Raw genomic sequence first — 15,822 nt, forward strand, 5'->3', positions numbered from 1 at the left:
CGGTCCTTGGCCTTTGCAGGACGGCTTGGTTGGTCGGCGCTGTCGCTCGGCGTCTTCGTCGCGCTCTGGTGGATCGTGGCGCTCGTCGTCGACAGCCGCCTGCTGCCGGACCCGCCGACGGTGGTCCGGGCGCTGGTCGTCGCGGCGGAAACCGGCGAGCTCATCTTCAACCTGCTGATCACGCTCGCCCGCGTCGCGGCGAGCTTCGCGATCGCCATGCTGATCGGCTCGGCGCTGGGCATCCTGCTCGGCCTGTCGCGCACCGCCGACCGGCTGCTCAGCCCCTGGGTGGTGCTGTTCCTGAACCTGCCGGCGCTGGTCATCATCATCCTGGCCTACGTCTGGTTCGGCCTGAACGAGTCCGCCGCCATTCTCGCGGTCGCGATCAACAAGATCCCGAACGTCGCGGTGACCCTGCGGGAGGGGGCGGTGGCGCTGAGCCGGGATCTGGCTGAGATGGCCCGGATCTACCGCTTCGGCCGCTGGAAGACGCTCCGCCACGTCATCCTCCCGCAGCTTGCGCCGTTCTTCGCCGCGGCCGCGCGGTCCGGCCTCGCGCTGGTCTGGAAGATCGTGCTGGTGGTGGAGCTTCTGGGGCGCCCGAACGGCGTCGGCTTCGAGCTGCAGAGCTCGTTTCAGCTGTTCGACGTGGCGACCATCCTCGCCTACGCGCTCGCCTTCGGGATGATCGTCCAGGCCATCGAACTCGGGCTGATCCAGCCCTGGGAGCGGGCCGCCAACAGGTGGCGCCGATGACCGCCGTCTCGATCGACATCGCCGCCAAGACCTTTCCGGCCGCGGGCGGCGCGCCCGCGCGGCCGCTCTATGCGGACTTCGCGCTGGAGGTGGCGGACCGGTCGTTCACCGCGCTGCTCGGTCCCTCGGGCCTCGGCAAGACGACCCTGCTGAACCTCATCGCCGGCGTCGACCGCGATTTCGACGGGCGCGTGGCCTTCTCCCGCGAGAAGCCTCGGATCGGGTACGCGTTTCAGAGCCCGCGGCTGCTGCCGTGGCGGACCGTGCTCGAGAACGTTACCCTCCCGTTACCCAAAACGGCTGCATCGTTAACCCGCGCGCTCGGGTTGTTGACCGAGATGGGCCTGGGCGACGCTGCCGACGTCTACCCCGAACGCCTCTCGCTCGGCATGCAGCGCCGCGTCGCGCTCGCCCGCGCCTTCGCGCTCGAGCCCGACCTGCTGCTGATGGACGAGCCCTTCGTCTCCCTCGACGAGGCCAACGCCGACCGGCTGCGCGACCTGCTCGCGGAGCTGATCGCGCGGCGTCCGACGACGGTGCTGTTCGTGACCCACGACAGCCGGGAAGCCATCCGCTTGGCCGATCGGCTGGTGGTGCTGGCCGGTCCGCCCGTCCGGATCGAGCAGGACATCGCGGTGACCCTGACGCCCGAACAGCGGACCATGTCAGGCGAGATCGACCGGTTTCGTGAGGCGGCGCTGGGACTTACCCGCGGCGCGGTGGCGTGACCCCCGTCAGAACGCCCCCGGAAATCCGCCGCCGTCGATCAGGATGTTCTGCCCGGTGACGTAGCCGGCCTGGGCGGAGCAGAGGTAGGCGCAGAGCTGGCCGAACTCCTCAGGCTGGCCGAAACGCTTGGCCGGATTGCCGCCGCGGCGCTTGTCGGCGACCTCCTCCGGCGTGACGCCCAGCAGCTTCGCCTCCGTCGGAAAGCCCCCGCGCAGGCGGTCGGTGTCGAACATCCCCGGCAGGATGCCGTTGATGGTCACGTTGCGGTGCGCGACCGTCCGCGCCACGCCGGCGATGAAGGCGGTGAGACCGGCGCGAGCGCCGCTCGAGAGGTCGAGGCCCACGATCGGCGCCTTCACCGAGGCCGAGGTGATGTTGACGATGCGGCCGAAACCGCGCTCCGCCATGCCGTCGATCACCTGCTGGATCAGCTCGATCGGCGTCACCATGTTCGCCACCACGCCCTTCAGCAGGGCCTCGCGGTCGAGCTCGCGGAAGTCCTTGCGGGGCGGACCGGCGTTGTTGTTGACGAGGATGTCGGGGTTCGGGGCGGCAGCGAGCAGGGCGGCCTGGCCTTCCCGGGTCGCCACGTCGCCGACCACCGGAATGATCTCGGCCCCGGTCGCGTCGCGGATTTCGGCCGCGGTCTTTTCCAGCGACGCGCCGTCGCGGCCGTTGATCACCACGGTGCAACCCTCGGCGGCGAGCGCCGTCGCGCAGGCGCGGCCGAGGCCCTTGCTTGATGCGCAGACGATGGCGGTGCGGCCGGCGATGCCGAGATCCATGGGGAGCTCCTGATGCTGACGGTGCGGCGCGCCTGGGCGCCGCTCGACGTGACAGCGGACCTAGGTCACCGTGACGCTTGCGTAAAGCGTCGTCGATCGCTCGCTACGGAGCCATGCTTCATGCGGGCGCCGGCCGCGCTTTGAAGTTTTCGCAAATGCGATCGATTTAGTGTAAGCGCTTGCGACCCGCCGGGACGCCCGGCGCGCAAGCCTGTCCGCCATGGCCGACGCCTTGGCGGAACGCACGATCCGAAAGGCCTTCAGCCCGTGTCGATTGACCGCCAGTCCCATCTCAAGCGGCTCGAGGACGAGAGCATCCACATCATGCGCGAGGTCGCGGCCGAGTTCCGCAACCCGGTGATGCTCTACTCGATCGGCAAGGACTCCTCGGTGATGCTTCATCTCGCGATGAAGGCGTTCTATCCGTCGAAGCCGCCGTTTCCGCTGCTGCACGTCGACACGACCTGGAAATTCCGGGAGATGATCGCGTTCCGGGATGAGACCGCGCAGCGCCTCGGCCTGGAGCTGATCACCTGGACGAACGCAGACGGCAAGGCGCAGAACGTCAATCCGTTCGACCACGGCTCGTCCTACTACACCCATGTCATGAAGACCGAGGCCCTGAAGCAGGCTCTAACGCACTACGGCTTCGACGCGGCCTTCGGCGGCGCCCGGCGCGACGAGGAGAAGTCGCGGGCCAAGGAGCGGGTGTTTTCCTTCCGCACCGAGACCCACGGCTGGGACCCGAAGAACCAGCGGCCGGAGCTCTGGCGGCTCTACAACGCCCGCATTCACAAAGGCGAGTCGATCCGGGTGTTTCCGCTCTCCAATTGGACCGAGCTCGACATCTGGCAGTACATCCTCGCGGAGAAGATCCCGATCGTTCCGCTCTATTTCGCGGCGAAGCGGCCTGTGGTCGAGCGCGACGGCATGCTGATCATGAAGGACGACGACCGCCTTGTCCTCAAGGACGGCGAAGCCCTGGAGGATCGTCTGGTGCGTTTCCGGACGCTCGGCTGCTACCCGCTCACCGGCGCGCTGGAGTCGGACGCCGCCACGCTGCCGGAGATCGTGCGCGAGATGCTGATCGCGCGCACCTCGGAGCGCTCGGGACGGCTGATCGACCACGACGAGTCCGCCTCGATGGAGAAGAAGAAGAGGGAAGGGTACTTCTGATGGCCGAACTCGCGATCGCCGAGAAGGCCGAAGCCTTCGTCGGCTACCTCGCCGCGCAGGAGCGCAAGGGCCTGCTGCGCTTCCTCACCTGCGGCAGCGTCGACGACGGCAAGTCCACCCTGATCGGACGCCTGCTCTACGACACCAAGCTGATCTTCGAAGACCAGCTTGCGGCGCTCGAACGGGACAGCCGGCGGCACGGCACGACCGGCGAGGACATCGATCTTGCGCTTCTCGTCGACGGCCTGGAGGCCGAGCGCGAGCAGGGCATCACGATCGACGTCGCCTACCGCTTTTTCACCACCGACAAGCGCAAGTTCATCGTGGCGGACACGCCCGGCCACGAGCAGTACACCCGCAATATGGCGACAGGCGCCTCCACGGCGGACGTCGCGGTGCTGCTGGTCGACGCCCGCCACGGCGTCGCGGTGCAGACCCGCCGCCACGCCTTCATCGCCTCGCTGCTCGGCATCCGCCACGCGGTGCTCGCCGTCAACAAGATCGACCTCGTCGACTTCGACGAGGATCGGTTCGAGGAGATCCGCGCCGAGTTCGAGAGCTTCGCCGAGGGGCTGAAGTTCGAGACGCTGGTCTCGATCCCGCTGTCGGCGCGCTACGGCCACAACGTGCTGACCCGCTCCGAGGCCATGCCCTGGTACGAGGGGCCAACGCTCGTCGAGCATCTGGAGACCGTCCAGATCGAGGACCGGCTCAGCCATGAGCCCTTCCGCATGGCGGTGCAGTGGGTCAACCGGCCGGACCTGAATTTCCGCGGCTTCTCCGGCACGATCGCGAGCGGCGTGGTTCGCGTCGGCGACGCGGTGGCCTCCGCGGTTTCCGGGCGGACCTCGACCGTGGCCCGGATCGTCACCATGGACGGCGACCTGCCAGACGCTGGAGCGGGCGACGCGGTGACGCTGACGCTGGCCGACGAGATCGACGTCTCGCGCGGCGACCTGCTGTCGGCGGTGGACGCCCGGCCGGATGTCGCCGACCAGTTCTCCGCCCACCTCGTCTGGATGAGCGACGCTCCGCTGTTTCCGGGCCGGCCCTATCTGGTCAAAATCGGCGCGAAGTCGATCACGGCGAGCGTCACGGAGATCAAGCACAAGATCGACGTGAACAGCTTCGAGCACCTCGCGGCGAAGGAGCTTCGCCTCAACGAGATCGGCGTCGTCAACGTCTCGCTGGCGGCGCCGGTCGCGTTCGACCCCTACGAGCAGAACCGCGACACCGGCGCCTTCATCATCATCGACCGGCAGACGAATGCCACGGTCGGCGCTGGCATGATCGATTTCGCCCTGCGCCGGGCGACCAACATCCACTGGCAGGCGCTCGACGTCGACAAGGCGTCGCGCGCCGCGCTGAAGGGGCAGAAGCCGGCGATCCTATGGTTCACCGGCCTGTCCGGGGCGGGCAAGTCGACCGTCGCCAATCTTGTGGAAAAGCGGCTCCACGCCATGGGCCGGCACACGTATGTGCTCGACGGCGACAACGTCCGCCACGGCCTCAACCGCGACCTCGGCTTCACCGACGCGGACCGCGTGGAAAACATCCGCCGCGTGGCGGAAGCGGCCAAGCTGTTCGTCGACGCCGGCCTCATCGTGCTCGTGTCGTTCATCTCTCCGTTCCGCGCCGAACGCCGGATGGCCCGGGATCTCGTCGGAGTCGACGAGTTCCTGGAGGTCTTTGTCGACACGCCGATCGACGTCTGCCGCACGCGCGATCCTAAGGGTCTCTACGCCAAGGCCGACGCCGGCCAGATCAAGAACTTCACCGGCGTGGACAGCGCCTACGAGACCCCCGAGCATCCCGAGAGCCATCTCGACACCGTCGCGGCGACGCCGGAGCAGATGGCGGACGAGGTGATCGGGCAATTGAAGGCGAGGGGGTTGATCGAGGTCTGATCGCGCGCGCCAGACGACCCCCACGCCTTTGGGGGTTGGTAGCTGATCCCCTCGAAACGCGTTTCGGAGATTTGGGCGGGACGACGAGGACTGAGCAAGGCAGCGCGCACAAAAAAGGCGCCGCTCTAATAAGCGGCGCCTTTTTTAGACGACCAAAGATCAGCGCGAAGCCGACGAGCTCTCGGTGCGTTCTTCTTTCTGCAGCGCGTCGGCGATCAACGATCTGAGGGTGATGATCCGACGGCTGGGACGTTCGTCGTTCGGCCTAGTCTCTTTGTCGTGCGTCTTTCGTTTCATCTGCCCGCCCTTATCCCTCTCCGTTGCTACAACAACGCGTGCCGGGCGTTAAGGTTTCAGGCGAAGATCAGGCGCGCAACCTCACCATTCGTCGTCCCGGTCGGCTTCCTTGCAGGTGTAGCCGATGAAACAGTCGGGCTGATCGGACGCGCGGACCCAGGCGGCTTCCGTCACTTCAGTCGCCTGACAGAAGCGGCCGTCGCGAACGAAGCGGTCGTAGGTGCGCGGACCTGTGCTGATGACCGCGGCGCCCGAACGCTCGAGCAGCGCCTCCAGTCGCGCGCAGGACAGCGACGGCGCATAGGGACGTCCCTGCGCTGCGGCGGGAAGTGCGACGCCCACGGCCGTCATCAGGGCGAAGGCTCGGACAAGGCGATGGGCTGAGCGAGCAGTCATAAGCCCCCAACGTTCTCGGAGCGGCGGAGTTTCCTCGGCCCAAATCAGCTTTTCGGTCCGTCGCGGCGCAGAAGGTACGAATCCATGATCCACCCATTGGCCTCGCGCGCCTCGGCGCGGCGGCGGACGATTTCCCCTGCGACGTCCTTTAGCCGGCCGGAGATCAGGATCTCGTCCGGCGTGCCGACATAGGCGCCCCAGAAAATCTCGAAGGCGTCGCTTTCGGCGAGCGCCTCGTAGGCGTTTTCGGCGTCGAGCATCACCACCACGCTGTCGGCCTCCGCCGAGAGGCCCGCGGCGAGCCGGCGGCCGGTGGTGATCTCCACGGGCGAGCCGATCCGGTTCAGCGTGGTGCGGTGCTTCGCCACCAGCGCCTGGATGCTGCTGATCCCGGGGATGACCTCCCACGCGATGTCGTGTCGCCCACTGTCGGCGATCGCGCCGACGATCCGGATCGTGCTGTCGTAGAGCGAGGGATCGCCCCAAACGAGAAAGCCGCCGCATTCGCCGTCCGCGAGTTCGCCGATCAGCCGCTCGAACACGTCCTGCTTGCGGGCGTTGAGATCCTGCACCTGCCCGGCGTAATCGCCGTCGCGATCGCGCTCGGGACTGGCGGCCTCGACGAAACGGTAGGGCCGCTCGGTGAGGTGCTGGCGGCAGATCTCCTTGCGCAGCGCGATAAGCTTGTCCTTTGCGGGACCCTTGTCCATCAGGAAGACCGCGTCGATCTGGTTCAGCGCCTTGACGGCTTGGAGGGTCAGGTGGTCCGGGTCGCCCGCGCCGATCCCGATGATCTTGATCGTCTTCGCCACCGCGTCCTCCAGTCCTCGTCGACGCCGCCTCTTAGCAGCCCCGGAGACCGGAGAGAACGCGACGTGTCGCCGAGCAAGGGGCAGGTCGCGGCGCCGCCGCGGTCAGATCTGATAGACGAAGCTCGTCATGCCGTCGCCGCCGAGGTCGCGCATCTCGGCGAGGGTGCGATGGTCGAGCACGCCGGCGATCGCTTCACGCACCTCCAGCATCATCATTCGCACCTCGCAGCGCCCGATGTCCTCACAGTCCTGGCACGGCGAGAAGGCGGAGCGGCTGGCGCAGGGTATCGGCGCGAGCGGCCCGTCGAGCACGCGGATGATCTCGCCGACGGTGATGCCCTCGGCATGTTGCGCGAGCATGTAGCCGCCGGATTTCCCCTTCTTGCTGTTTAGGAGGCCGGCGTTGCGCAACTCGCCGAGAATGGCGTCGAGGAATTTCTTCGGAATGCCGTTTCGCTCCGCGATCTCGGCGACGAAGGTGGAGCGGCCCGGCGGCAGGCCCGCCAGATCCACCATCGCCTTGAGACCATACTTGGCCTTCTTGGTCAGCATCGGAGCGCGCTCGATCGGTCGGGCAGGTCACAGGACAGGTCAGGCATAATCACTCGATGGAATAAATAGACATTATCGGCAAGAGAGCGGAACGAGCCGCGCCGAACGACCCTCGCGCCGGTTGTGGCGCTGGCCTTTGGGCCGCCACGCGCTAGCTCGACCTGACCGCCCACAAGCATGACTGGAGCGATCGATGAAGCCGCATGTCACCTGCCTGATGTTGACCTCGCTCGACGGACGGCTCGGCTCCGGGCGCTCCGGCGAGGGCGCCGAGGCGGAGATCAAGGCGCGCGGCCGCGCCTTCGAGGCGGCGCATGACGAACTCGGGGGCGACGGGTGGATCATCGGCCGCGTCACCGCTCAGGAGATGTCGAAGGCCAAGCCGCACCCGCCCGCGGCGCCCGGACGGCCCGTGCGTCCGGTGCACGTCGCCCGCCGCGACGCCGCGGCCTACGGGATCATCCTCGACCCCGCCGGCAAGGTGCATTTCGAGGCCGGCGACATCGGCGGCGACCATGTGATCGTGTTGCTCGCCGGCGACGTCGCCGACGCCCATCTCGCGGAACTCGCGGCGGACGGCGTGTCCTACGTCGTTTCGGGCGGCCCTGAGATCGATCTCGCCGCCGCGCTCGAGGTGCTGGCCCGCGAGTTCGAAGTGAAGCGCCTGCTGCTGGAGGGCGGCGGCGGGGTCAACGGCGCCTTCCTCAAGGCCGGCGTCGTGGACGAGGTGGTCGTGCTGGTGTGGCCGTCGATCAACGGCGTCACCGGCGAGCGGGCGATCTTCGAAGCGGGCGAGGAGGGGCTCGCCAACAGTCTCTCGCTCGAACTGACCAGCTTCGAGGCGCGCAACGGCGTGGTCTGGCTGCGCTACGCGGTCTCGCCCCGGACGCGCTGAGAGCGGTCCTCAACCGTAGATGGGGAAAGCGCGGCAGAGCGTGCGCACCTCGTCCCGGATCGCGGCGAGGGCCGCCGCGTCTGACCGGGCCGTGACGGCGGCGACGATCCAGTCGCCGATGCGGCGGAACTCGTCGACGCCGAAGCCGCGCGTCGTTCCCGCGTTGCTGGAGAGCCGTAAGCCCGACGGCGCCTCGGCCGGCCGCGGATCGAACGGAATCAGGTTCTTGTTGGCGGCGAGGCCAGCGCTCTCCAGCGCCTTCGCGGCCACGCCGCCGTCGATGCCCTGGTTCACGAGATCGACCAAAACCATGCTGGTGTCGGTCCCGCCGCCGACGAGGCGTACGTCGGCCGCGGCCAGCGTGTCGGCCAGCGCGCGTGCGTTGGCGACGGCCGACACGTTGTAGGCTTTGAATTCGGGCCGCAGCGCCTCGCCGAAACAGGCGGCCTTGCCGGCGACGACGTGGAGCATCACCGAGCCCTGCACGCCGGGGAAGATGCCGTAGTTGATGCGGTCGGACAGCGCCTCGTCGTTCCAGAGCGCCATCGCCCCGCGCGCCCCGCGCAGGGACTTGTTGGTGGTGGACGTCACGACGTGGGCGTGCGGGAAGGGATCGGGATAGACGCCCGCCGCGACCAGCCCCGCGAAATGGGCCATGTCGACCATGAGCCAGGCCCCGACCTCGTCCGCGATCGCTCGGAAGCCGGCGAAGTCCAGCGTCCAGGCGTAGGCGGAGCCGCCGGCGACGATGATCTTCGGTCGATGTTCGAGCGCGAGCGCCCGGACCTCGTCGAGATCGACGCGCTCGGTCTCGCGGCTCACGCCATAATGGACGACGCGGTAGTCGCGCCCGCTCAGCGTCGCCGGGTGGCCGTGGCTGATGTGGCCGCCAGCGGATGTCTTCATCGACAGGATGACGTCGCCGATCGCGAGCAGGCCGAGAAACACACCGTTGTTGGCGTTGGAGCCGGAATGGGCCTGCACGTTGGCGCAACGGCAGCCGAACAGGCGTTTCACCCTGTCCAACGCCAGCGCCTCGACGGCGTCCGCAAACTCCGCTCCGCCGTAGTAGCGGGCGAAGGCGACGCCCTCGACGGTCTTATTGGTCATGACCGAACCCTGCGCCTCCAGCACCAGTCGGGAGACGAGGTTCTCGGAGGCGATCAGCTCGATCCCGTCCTGCTGGCGTTCAAGTTCGCCCCGCAACGCCGCGGCGAGCGCCGGATCGGCTTCGAGCCCTTCGGTGAAATAGCCGTCGTGGAGCACGGACATGACGATCGAACCTCCGAAGCCGTCGCGTTGCGGCGAGTCGCTCGCGGCGACGGATTGCGCCAAGTCATCGGGGCTTCGGAGGTCGGTCGCAACCCTCCACGGCGCCGTCATGGGCCGCGGAGGCAGGAGATCAGGCGAGGAAGGCCGCCAGATCCGCGTTGAAGCGGTCGCGCTCGGTGTAGGTCAGGGCGTGCGGCGCGCCGTCATACTCGATGTAGGTCGCCGAGGGCACGAGCTTCGCGGCCTCCTGCCCTGAGATCTTCGCCGGCACGGTCTCATCGCCGGAGCCGTGGATGATCAGCGTGGGGACGGTGAAGGTCGCCATGTCGGCGCGGAAATCGGTCTCCGAGAAGGCGCGCACGCAATCGATGGTGGCCTTAGGCGACGCCTGGAGCGCGAGCCCCTGCGCCCACTGCAGGATGTCCGACGACACCGAGAAGTTGAGCAGTCCTGCGCCGAAGAACTGCTTGCCGAAGCCCGCGAGGAAGTGCGGCCGGTCCTTCTTCAGGTCGTCGACGAAGCCGTCGAACAGCGACTTGTCGGCGCCGTTGGGGTGCTCGTCGGTCTTGAGCATAAAGGGCGTCACCGCCGCCACAAGAGCGACCTTGGAGATGCGGTCCGCGCCATAGCGCGCGAGGTAGCGCGCGATTTCGCCGCCGCCCATGGAAAAGCCGACCAGGGCGGCGTCGTTCAGGTCCAGTCCGTCAAGCAGCGCCTTCAGGTCGGCCGCGAAGGTATCGTAGTCGTAGCCGCTCCACGGCTGGTCCGACCGGCCGAATCCGCGGCGGTCATAGGCGATGACGCGGAACCCGTTTTCCGCGAGGAAGGACGCGTTGTACTCCCACATGTCAGCGTTCAGCGGCCAACCGTGTATCAGCACGATCGGCTTGCCGACGCCCCAGTCGTTGTAGAAAAGGCGGACTTTGTCGAGGGTCTCGATGTAAGGCATGCACTCTCCTTTGAGTTGTGGGCTCAACGGGAGAAGCCGCCAGTGGTTCCTTGCGGCGCCGCGGGTGCGCTTTGCTCGACGCCAGGACGTCAGGCTCGGCGCAGGCGATGCATCCGCAACGGCTGGCGCAGGGTCGCGCCAAGAGCCGTGGGCTCCGAAAGCTCAGCGAACAGCCGCTCGACCTCGCCGCGGGCCGCGGGCAGGGCGCTTCGGCGGGCCGGATCGACCGCGACCAGACGCTCCAGGAACTGCTCGACGTCGCGAAACGGCTCCACGCGCTCGAACTCCTCAACGGATTCCAAGACCAGCGGCCCGCCGTCGGCGCTGGCTTCGTCCAGCGCCGCCTGCGCGGCGGCGCGGATCGCGGTCTCGTCCTCCAGCGGCCGCATGGCGTCGAAGAACGTGCCTTCGGCGAGCGGCTCCACGATCACGATCGGCGCGTCTGGCGTGGCGACGCGGGCGATCTCGGCGAGCGCGGCGGCGAGGCTCTCGCGCGGCACGTGGTGCAGGCTGTTCAGCATCACCACGCCGTCGAAGCTGGCGTCGGGGAACGGCAGAGCTTCGGCGCCCGCCTGTTCGACGCGCAGGTCGGGCGCCGCCTGGCGCGCGGCGGCGACAGCGGCGCCATCAGGATCGACGGCGATCATACGCGCGCCCTGACGGGCAAGCGCCGCGGACAGCCTGCCGTGTCCGCAACCGACGTCGAGGATCCCGCGCCCCGCGACGGGACCAAGCGCGGCGAGGATTTCCGCCGCCGTGTCAGCCGCGCGGCGCGCCACCAGTCAGGCCTCGGCTGGCGCAAGCGCCGCCGCGACTTCCGCCCGGATGGCGGCGGTGTGCTCGCCGAGCTCCGGCGGGCGCGCGCAGGTGGTGGCGGCGGTGAGCGGGGAGGTCGGGAGGTCGAAGGTCTCGCCCGAGGCCAAGGTCGCCGTCATCCGGGTAAGGGCGGGATGGGCGGCCATGTCCCGCACGTCGGAGACCTTGGCCCAGGCGAGCTGGTGCGCCTCAAGACACTCGATCATCGCGGCGCGGGTGGCGGGGCCGAAGGTCTCCTGGATGATGGCGGCCAGCGCGTCGCGGTTCTCGACCCGCAGGGGATTGTCGGCGAAACGCGGATCGGCCACGAGGTCGGGCCGGCCCAGCGCACCTTCGCAGAAGCGGACCCATTCCGCCGGGCTCTGCACCACGATGACGACGCCGCCGTCCACGCAGTCGGCCACGTGATAGGGGAAGATCGACGCGTGGCTGAGGCCGGTGCGCGGCGTGATGCGGCCCTGGTGCTCGTAGTGCAGAAACGGCACCGCCATCCATTCGGCCATGGAGTCGAACATCGCGATCTCGATCGCTTTGCCGCGGCCGGTGCGCTCGCGTTCGTAGAGCGCTTGGAGCACCGCGGCGTGGGCGTTCATCCCTGTGCCGATGTCCGCGATGGAGACGCCGACCTTCACCGCCTCTTCCGGCGTTCCGGTGACGCTGCAGATGCCGCTCTCGGCCTGCACCAGCATGTCGTAGGCGCGCAGGCCCCGCGCCGGCGTCGATTGGCGGTAGCCCACGATATCGAGCGCGATCAGGCGGGGATGGCGCGCGACGAGATCCTTGGCGCCGAGGCCCAGCCGCACGCTCGCGCCCGGCGCAAGGTTCTGCACGAACACGTCGGCCTTCGCGACCAGCGCATGGGCCAGCGCGAGGTCGTCCGTGGACTTCAGGTCGAGCGCGGCGCTCTCCTTGCCGCGGTTGAGCCAGGCGAAATACGCGCTGATCCCCTTCACGCTGCGGTCGTAGTGCCGCGCCGTGTCGCCCTCGATCCGCTCCAGCTTGATCACCCGCGCCCCAGCGTCGGCGAGCCGCATCGTGCACGTCGGAGCGGCCACCGCCTGCTCGAGCGCGACGACGAGCAGGCCTTCGAGCGGACGGGTCATGGAATGAGCCTTCAGTAGGAGCGCGGAAGGCCGAGGACGTGCTCGGCGATGTAAGACAGCACGAGGTTCGTCGAGATAGGCGCCACTTGGTAGAGGCGCGTCTCCCGGAACTTGCGTTCCACGTCGTACTCCTCGGCGAAGGCGAAGCCGCCATGGGTCTGGACGCAGGCGTTCGCGGCCTCCCAGGAGGCGTCGGCGGCCAGCATCTTCGCCATGTTCGCCTCGGGCCCGCAATCCAGCCCGGCTTCGAACTTTTCGGCGGCCTCGCGCACCATCAGCTCGGCCGCGCGCATGGCGGCGTAGGCCTTGGCGATCGGGAATTGGACGCCCTGGTTCTGGCCGATCGGCCGTCCGAACACGCTGCGCTCGCGGGCGTAGGCCGTCGCCTTCTGAATGAACCACTTGGCGTCGCCGACGCATTCGGAGGCGATCAGGATGCGCTCGGCGTTCATGCCGGAGAGAATGTAGCGGAAACCCTTGCCCTCCTCGCCGACGAGGTTCTCGGCCGGCACGCGGACGTCGTCGAAGAACACCTCGGTGGTGGCGTGGTTCATCATCGTCCGGATCGGCCGGATGGTCATGCCGGTTTTCAAAGCTTCCGCCATGTCCACCACGAACACCGACAGCCCGTCGGTGCGCTTCGCCGCCTGCTCCTTCGGCGTGGTGCGCGCGAGCAGCAGCATCAGGTCGGAGTGCTCGGCGCGGCTGGTCCAGATCTTCTGTCCGTTGACGACGTAGTGGTCGCCGTCGCGGCGGGCGAAGGTCTTGATCGAGGAGGTGTCGGTGCCGCTGGTCGGCTCCGTCACGCCGAACGCCTGCAGGCGAAGCGCGCCGGAGGCGATCGCGGGCAGGTACCTGGCCTTCTGCGCGTCGCTCCCGTGCCGAAGCAGCGCGCCCATGATGTACATCTGGGCGTGGCAGGCCGCGCCGTTGCAGCCCTGGAGCTGGATCTCCTCCAGCACGGCGGCGGCGGCCGATAGCGGCAGCCCGACGCCGCCGTACTGCTCCGGAATGAGCACGGAGAGATAGCCCGCCGCGGTCAGCGCCTCGACGAACGCGGAGGGGTAGGTCATCTCGCGATCGAGGTCGCGCCAATACGCGCCCGGAAACTGCGCGCAGAGCTTGGCGACGCTCTCGCGGATCTCCGCATAGGTCTCGCGCGCGGCTGTCGTCATGGCATGTGGCTCCCTGATGCCGGGAAGCGTTAGCGGCGCGGAGCCGTGCCCACAAATAGCAATCGTGGCTTTGAGGTATCGCCTTCTGATCTAGCTCGCGTCACGCTCTATCCGGCGCGAGCTTGTGGCCGAGCCAGACGCCGCGTCCGACGAGGTCGGCTGCGATCTCCATGAAGGCGTCGCCGACGAAGCGGGCGGCGGGGCTGACGGGACGGTCCGCGGGAAACGCCAGCACGACGCGGCGGGTGGGGGCGGGATCCACGAGCGGCGCGGCGGATAGCTCGCCGCGCTCGACCTGCGCGTAGATCGGCGCAAGCGGGAGGATGGTGGGGCCGAAGCCGCCGCGCACCAGCGCGATCATGCCGCCGAACGAGTCCGCCTCGACGCTGGCCGTGAGCACGATCCCGGCCTTGCGCGCGCAGTCTTCGACGATGGCCCGCAGGCCGTGGCGCGGGCTCGGCAGCACCAGGTCGCGCCCGGCGAGGCTCGCGAAGGCGACCGCTTCGCTCCGGTCCAGCCCTTCCGCGCCTGCGCCGACCAGCAGCAGGCTTTCGGTCATCACCGGGCGGATGCGCAGCGAGCGCATGGGCTGCGGATCGTAGGAGATGCCGATGTCGACCTCTCCGCGCTGCAGCCAATCCAGCACATGCCCGGAGAAGGCGGACGCGAAGCGGATGGCGAGCTGGGGATGCTCGCGTTTCACTCGGGTCGCGAGGGGAACCGTCGCGATCTCGGCGACCGTGGATGTCATGCCGATCGTGACCGCGCCGCGGTAGGACGAGCCGCCTCCCGAGGTCGTGGCGCGGATGGCGTCGAGTTCGGCCATGATGCGGGTGGCGTGGGCCAGCACGTCGCGCCCGACGTCGGTGATCTGCATGCCGCGGCCGTGGCGTTCGAACAGCGGCTGGCCGATCTCCTGCTCCAGCATGCGGATCTGGCGGCTGAGCGCGGGTTGGGCGATGCGCAGCCGGTCGGCGGCCTTGCTCAGGCTGCCGAGCTCGGCCACGTGGATCAACGTCTTGAGCTGATGGACGTCCATGCCTCGAGACCTATCGCCGAATGCTAAAGCTGAGTTCGCGATATAACATTTCTCGATGGTCGCGCCCTCCGCTACCTCTTGAGATCGAGGCGCCGCTCGACCGGCGTCCGTGACAGGTCCGAAACAGGACCGATGGGAGGATGGGAATGGTCTTCAGGCGCCTCGCCGCTGCGGCGGCCCTCGCTTTCGTTTCGACAGTCGCGCCGGTGTCGGCGCAGGATTTCCCCAAGGGCCCCGTCACGATGCTGGTGCCGTTCGCAGCGGGCGGACCTACTGACGTGGTCGCTCGGCTCGTCGCGCGGGTGATGGAGAAGGAGCTCGGACAGCCGGTGCTGGTCGAAAACGCGACGGGGGCCGGCGGCACGCTGGCGTCCGGCCGGCTCGCCCGCGCGACGCCCGACGGGCAGACGATCCTCCTGCACCACATGGGCATCACCACCAGCGCCACGCTTTACCGCAAGCTCGCCTACGACCCTAAGACCTCCTTCGGCTTCGTCGGCCAAGTCACGACCGTGCCGATGCTGCTGGTGAGCCGGCCGAACTTCGAGCCCGCCGACTTCAAGGCGCTGCTCGCCTACATCAAGGACAACAAGGACAAGGTCTCGCTCGCGAACGCGGGCCCCGGCGCCGTCAGCCACATCTGCGGCATGCTGTTCATGCAGCTGACGGGCGTGAAGCTGACGACCGTGCCCTACAAGGGGACCGGCCCGGCGATGACCGACACCATGGGCGGCCAGGTCGACCTGCTGTGCGACCAGACCACCGGCGCGACCGGGCCTGTGAAGACCCACAAGGTGAAGGCCTACGCCACCGCGACCGCCGAGCGCATCCCCGTGCTGCCGGACGTGCCGACCGCCGCCGAACTCGGCCTGAAGGGCTTCGAGGTCGGCGTCTGGCACGGCATGTACGTGCCCGCCGGCACGCCCGCGCCGGTGGTCGACAAGCTCAACGCGGCTCTGAAGGCCGCGCTCCACGATCCGGAGACCGTGAGGCGCTTCGCCGAACTCGGCACGGCGCCGGTGTCCGACGCGGAAGCGACGCCCGAGGGGCTGAAGGCGAAGTATTTCGCCGAGATCGATCGCTGGGCGCCGATCATCAGGGCCGCCGGCGAATACGCCGACTGACCGTCCTTGCCAGGCGGCCCGCGCCCTATCGCGGCGCGG

Annotated in this window: 16 protein-coding genes; 6 read left to right on the forward strand and 10 right to left on the reverse strand. The window is 68.4% G+C overall.

The window, feature by feature from the left end:
- The first annotated feature begins 6 nt into the window (after positions 1-6).
- Both K244_RS0104745 and K244_RS0104750 read left to right on the forward strand, forming a co-directional pair.
- The gene (locus K244_RS0104745; RefSeq protein WP_020185103.1) at positions 7-756 is read left to right on the forward strand and encodes an ABC transporter permease; all 750 of its coding nucleotides are present in this window, start codon (positions 7-9) and stop codon (positions 754-756) included.
- Positions 753-1,484 carry an ABC transporter ATP-binding protein gene (locus K244_RS0104750; protein WP_346430346.1) on the forward strand — a complete coding sequence of 244 codons (732 nt, stop codon included), beginning with the start codon at positions 753-755 and terminating at the stop codon, positions 1,482-1,484. The genes K244_RS0104745 and K244_RS0104750 overlap by 4 nt, the downstream gene beginning before the upstream one ends.
- 6 nt (positions 1,485-1,490) lie before the next feature.
- Here the strand turns inward: K244_RS0104750 and K244_RS0104755 are convergent, their stop codons facing one another.
- Entirely contained in the window at positions 1,491-2,270 is a 780-nt protein-coding gene (locus K244_RS0104755; protein WP_020185105.1) for an SDR family oxidoreductase, read from the reverse strand.
- A gap of 267 nt (positions 2,271-2,537) precedes the next feature.
- Here K244_RS0104755 and cysD point away from each other — a divergent pair, with 267 nt between their 5' ends.
- Both cysD and cysN read left to right on the forward strand, forming a co-directional pair.
- Positions 2,538-3,446 carry a sulfate adenylyltransferase subunit CysD gene (gene cysD, locus K244_RS0104760; RefSeq protein WP_020185106.1) on the forward strand — a complete coding sequence of 303 codons (909 nt, stop codon included), beginning with the start codon at positions 2,538-2,540 and terminating at the stop codon, positions 3,444-3,446.
- Positions 3,446-5,353 carry a sulfate adenylyltransferase subunit CysN gene (gene cysN, locus K244_RS0104765; RefSeq protein WP_020185107.1) on the forward strand — a complete coding sequence of 636 codons (1,908 nt, stop codon included), beginning with the start codon at positions 3,446-3,448 and terminating at the stop codon, positions 5,351-5,353. Before cysD ends, cysN begins: the two co-directional genes overlap by 1 nt.
- 378 nt (positions 5,354-5,731) lie before the next feature.
- On the opposite strand, the gene K244_RS0104770 is transcribed toward cysN, so the two are convergent.
- The 3 genes from K244_RS0104770 to K244_RS0104780 form a co-directional block, all read right to left on the reverse strand.
- Positions 5,732-6,001 (reverse strand): hypothetical protein, encoded by a 270-nt coding sequence (locus K244_RS0104770; RefSeq protein WP_020185108.1) that lies wholly within the window; start codon positions 5,999-6,001, stop codon positions 5,732-5,734.
- A gap of 89 nt (positions 6,002-6,090) precedes the next feature.
- A complete protein-coding gene (cobF, locus tag K244_RS0104775) occupies positions 6,091-6,858 on the reverse strand; it encodes a precorrin-6A synthase (deacetylating) (protein ID WP_020185109.1) in 768 nt (255 codons plus the stop codon).
- A 102-nt stretch (positions 6,859-6,960) separates the two neighbouring features.
- Complete coding sequence (locus K244_RS0104780; RefSeq protein WP_020185110.1) at positions 6,961-7,410, reverse strand: Rrf2 family transcriptional regulator; 450 nt, start codon at positions 7,408-7,410, stop codon at positions 6,961-6,963.
- A 193-nt stretch (positions 7,411-7,603) separates the two neighbouring features.
- Here K244_RS0104780 and K244_RS0104785 point away from each other — a divergent pair, with 193 nt between their 5' ends.
- Positions 7,604-8,305 (forward strand): dihydrofolate reductase family protein, encoded by a 702-nt coding sequence (locus tag K244_RS0104785; protein WP_020185111.1) that lies wholly within the window; start codon positions 7,604-7,606, stop codon positions 8,303-8,305.
- Positions 8,306-8,314: 9 nt separating this feature from the next.
- On the opposite strand, the gene glyA is transcribed toward K244_RS0104785, so the two are convergent.
- The 6 genes from glyA to K244_RS0104815 all read right to left on the reverse strand — a co-directional run bounded on the left by glyA (position 8,315) and on the right by K244_RS0104815 (position 14,659).
- Positions 8,315-9,577: a serine hydroxymethyltransferase gene (glyA, locus tag K244_RS0104790; protein ID WP_024816314.1), complete on the reverse strand. Its 1,263-nt coding sequence runs from the start codon at positions 9,575-9,577 to the stop codon at positions 8,315-8,317.
- Between the two features lie 130 nt (positions 9,578-9,707).
- Positions 9,708-10,526, reverse strand: a complete 819-nt coding sequence (locus K244_RS0104795) for an alpha/beta hydrolase (RefSeq protein ID WP_020185113.1) — start codon at positions 10,524-10,526, stop codon at positions 9,708-9,710.
- 89 nt (positions 10,527-10,615) lie between these two features.
- A complete protein-coding gene (locus K244_RS0104800; protein WP_020185114.1) occupies positions 10,616-11,305 on the reverse strand; it encodes a class I SAM-dependent methyltransferase in 690 nt (229 codons plus the stop codon).
- A 3-nt stretch (positions 11,306-11,308) separates the two neighbouring features.
- The gene (locus K244_RS0104805; protein ID WP_020185115.1) at positions 11,309-12,445 is read right to left on the reverse strand and encodes a CaiB/BaiF CoA-transferase family protein; all 1,137 of its coding nucleotides are present in this window, start codon (positions 12,443-12,445) and stop codon (positions 11,309-11,311) included.
- An 11-nt stretch (positions 12,446-12,456) separates the two neighbouring features.
- Entirely contained in the window at positions 12,457-13,620 is a 1,164-nt protein-coding gene (locus K244_RS0104810; protein WP_020185116.1) for an acyl-CoA dehydrogenase family protein, read from the reverse strand.
- Between the two features lie 100 nt (positions 13,621-13,720).
- Positions 13,721-14,659, reverse strand: a complete 939-nt coding sequence (locus K244_RS0104815; RefSeq protein ID WP_020185117.1) for a LysR substrate-binding domain-containing protein — start codon at positions 14,657-14,659, stop codon at positions 13,721-13,723.
- A 140-nt stretch (positions 14,660-14,799) separates the two neighbouring features.
- Between K244_RS0104815 and K244_RS0104820 the strand changes: the two genes are divergently transcribed.
- Positions 14,800-15,783 (forward strand): tripartite tricarboxylate transporter substrate-binding protein, encoded by a 984-nt coding sequence (locus K244_RS0104820; protein ID WP_024816315.1) that lies wholly within the window; start codon positions 14,800-14,802, stop codon positions 15,781-15,783.
- The last annotated feature ends 39 nt before the right edge of the window (positions 15,784-15,822 follow it).

The organism is Methylopila sp. 73B (genome assembly GCF_000526315.1).
Taxonomy (GTDB): Bacteria; Pseudomonadota; Alphaproteobacteria; order Rhizobiales; family Methylopilaceae; genus Methylopila.

What these genes read in the sequence shown, in the direction of transcription:
- K244_RS0104750 (WP_346430346.1), top strand. Translation starts at nt 753, where the DNA reads ATGACCGCCGTCTCGATCGACATCGCCGCCAAGACCTTTCCGGCCGCG.
- K244_RS0104755 (WP_020185105.1), bottom strand. Translation starts at nt 2,270, where the DNA reads ATGGATCTCGGCATCGCCGGCCGCACCGCCATCGTCTGCGCATCAAGC.
- cysN (WP_020185107.1), top strand. Translation starts at nt 3,446, where the DNA reads ATGGCCGAACTCGCGATCGCCGAGAAGGCCGAAGCCTTCGTCGGCTAC.
- K244_RS0104770 (WP_020185108.1), bottom strand. Translation starts at nt 6,001, where the DNA reads ATGACGGCCGTGGGCGTCGCACTTCCCGCCGCAGCGCAGGGACGTCCC.
- K244_RS0104780 (WP_020185110.1), bottom strand. Translation starts at nt 7,410, where the DNA reads ATGCTGACCAAGAAGGCCAAGTATGGTCTCAAGGCGATGGTGGATCTG.
- K244_RS0104785 (WP_020185111.1), top strand. Translation starts at nt 7,604, where the DNA reads ATGAAGCCGCATGTCACCTGCCTGATGTTGACCTCGCTCGACGGACGG.
- glyA (WP_024816314.1), bottom strand. Translation starts at nt 9,577, where the DNA reads ATGTCCGTGCTCCACGACGGCTATTTCACCGAAGGGCTCGAAGCCGAT.
- K244_RS0104795 (WP_020185113.1), bottom strand. Translation starts at nt 10,526, where the DNA reads ATGCCTTACATCGAGACCCTCGACAAAGTCCGCCTTTTCTACAACGAC.
- K244_RS0104805 (WP_020185115.1), bottom strand. Translation starts at nt 12,445, where the DNA reads ATGACCCGTCCGCTCGAAGGCCTGCTCGTCGTCGCGCTCGAGCAGGCG.
- K244_RS0104810 (WP_020185116.1), bottom strand. Translation starts at nt 13,620, where the DNA reads ATGACGACAGCCGCGCGCGAGACCTATGCGGAGATCCGCGAGAGCGTC.
- K244_RS0104815 (WP_020185117.1), bottom strand. Translation starts at nt 14,659, where the DNA reads ATGGACGTCCATCAGCTCAAGACGTTGATCCACGTGGCCGAGCTCGGC.
- K244_RS0104820 (WP_024816315.1), top strand. Translation starts at nt 14,800, where the DNA reads ATGGGAATGGTCTTCAGGCGCCTCGCCGCTGCGGCGGCCCTCGCTTTC.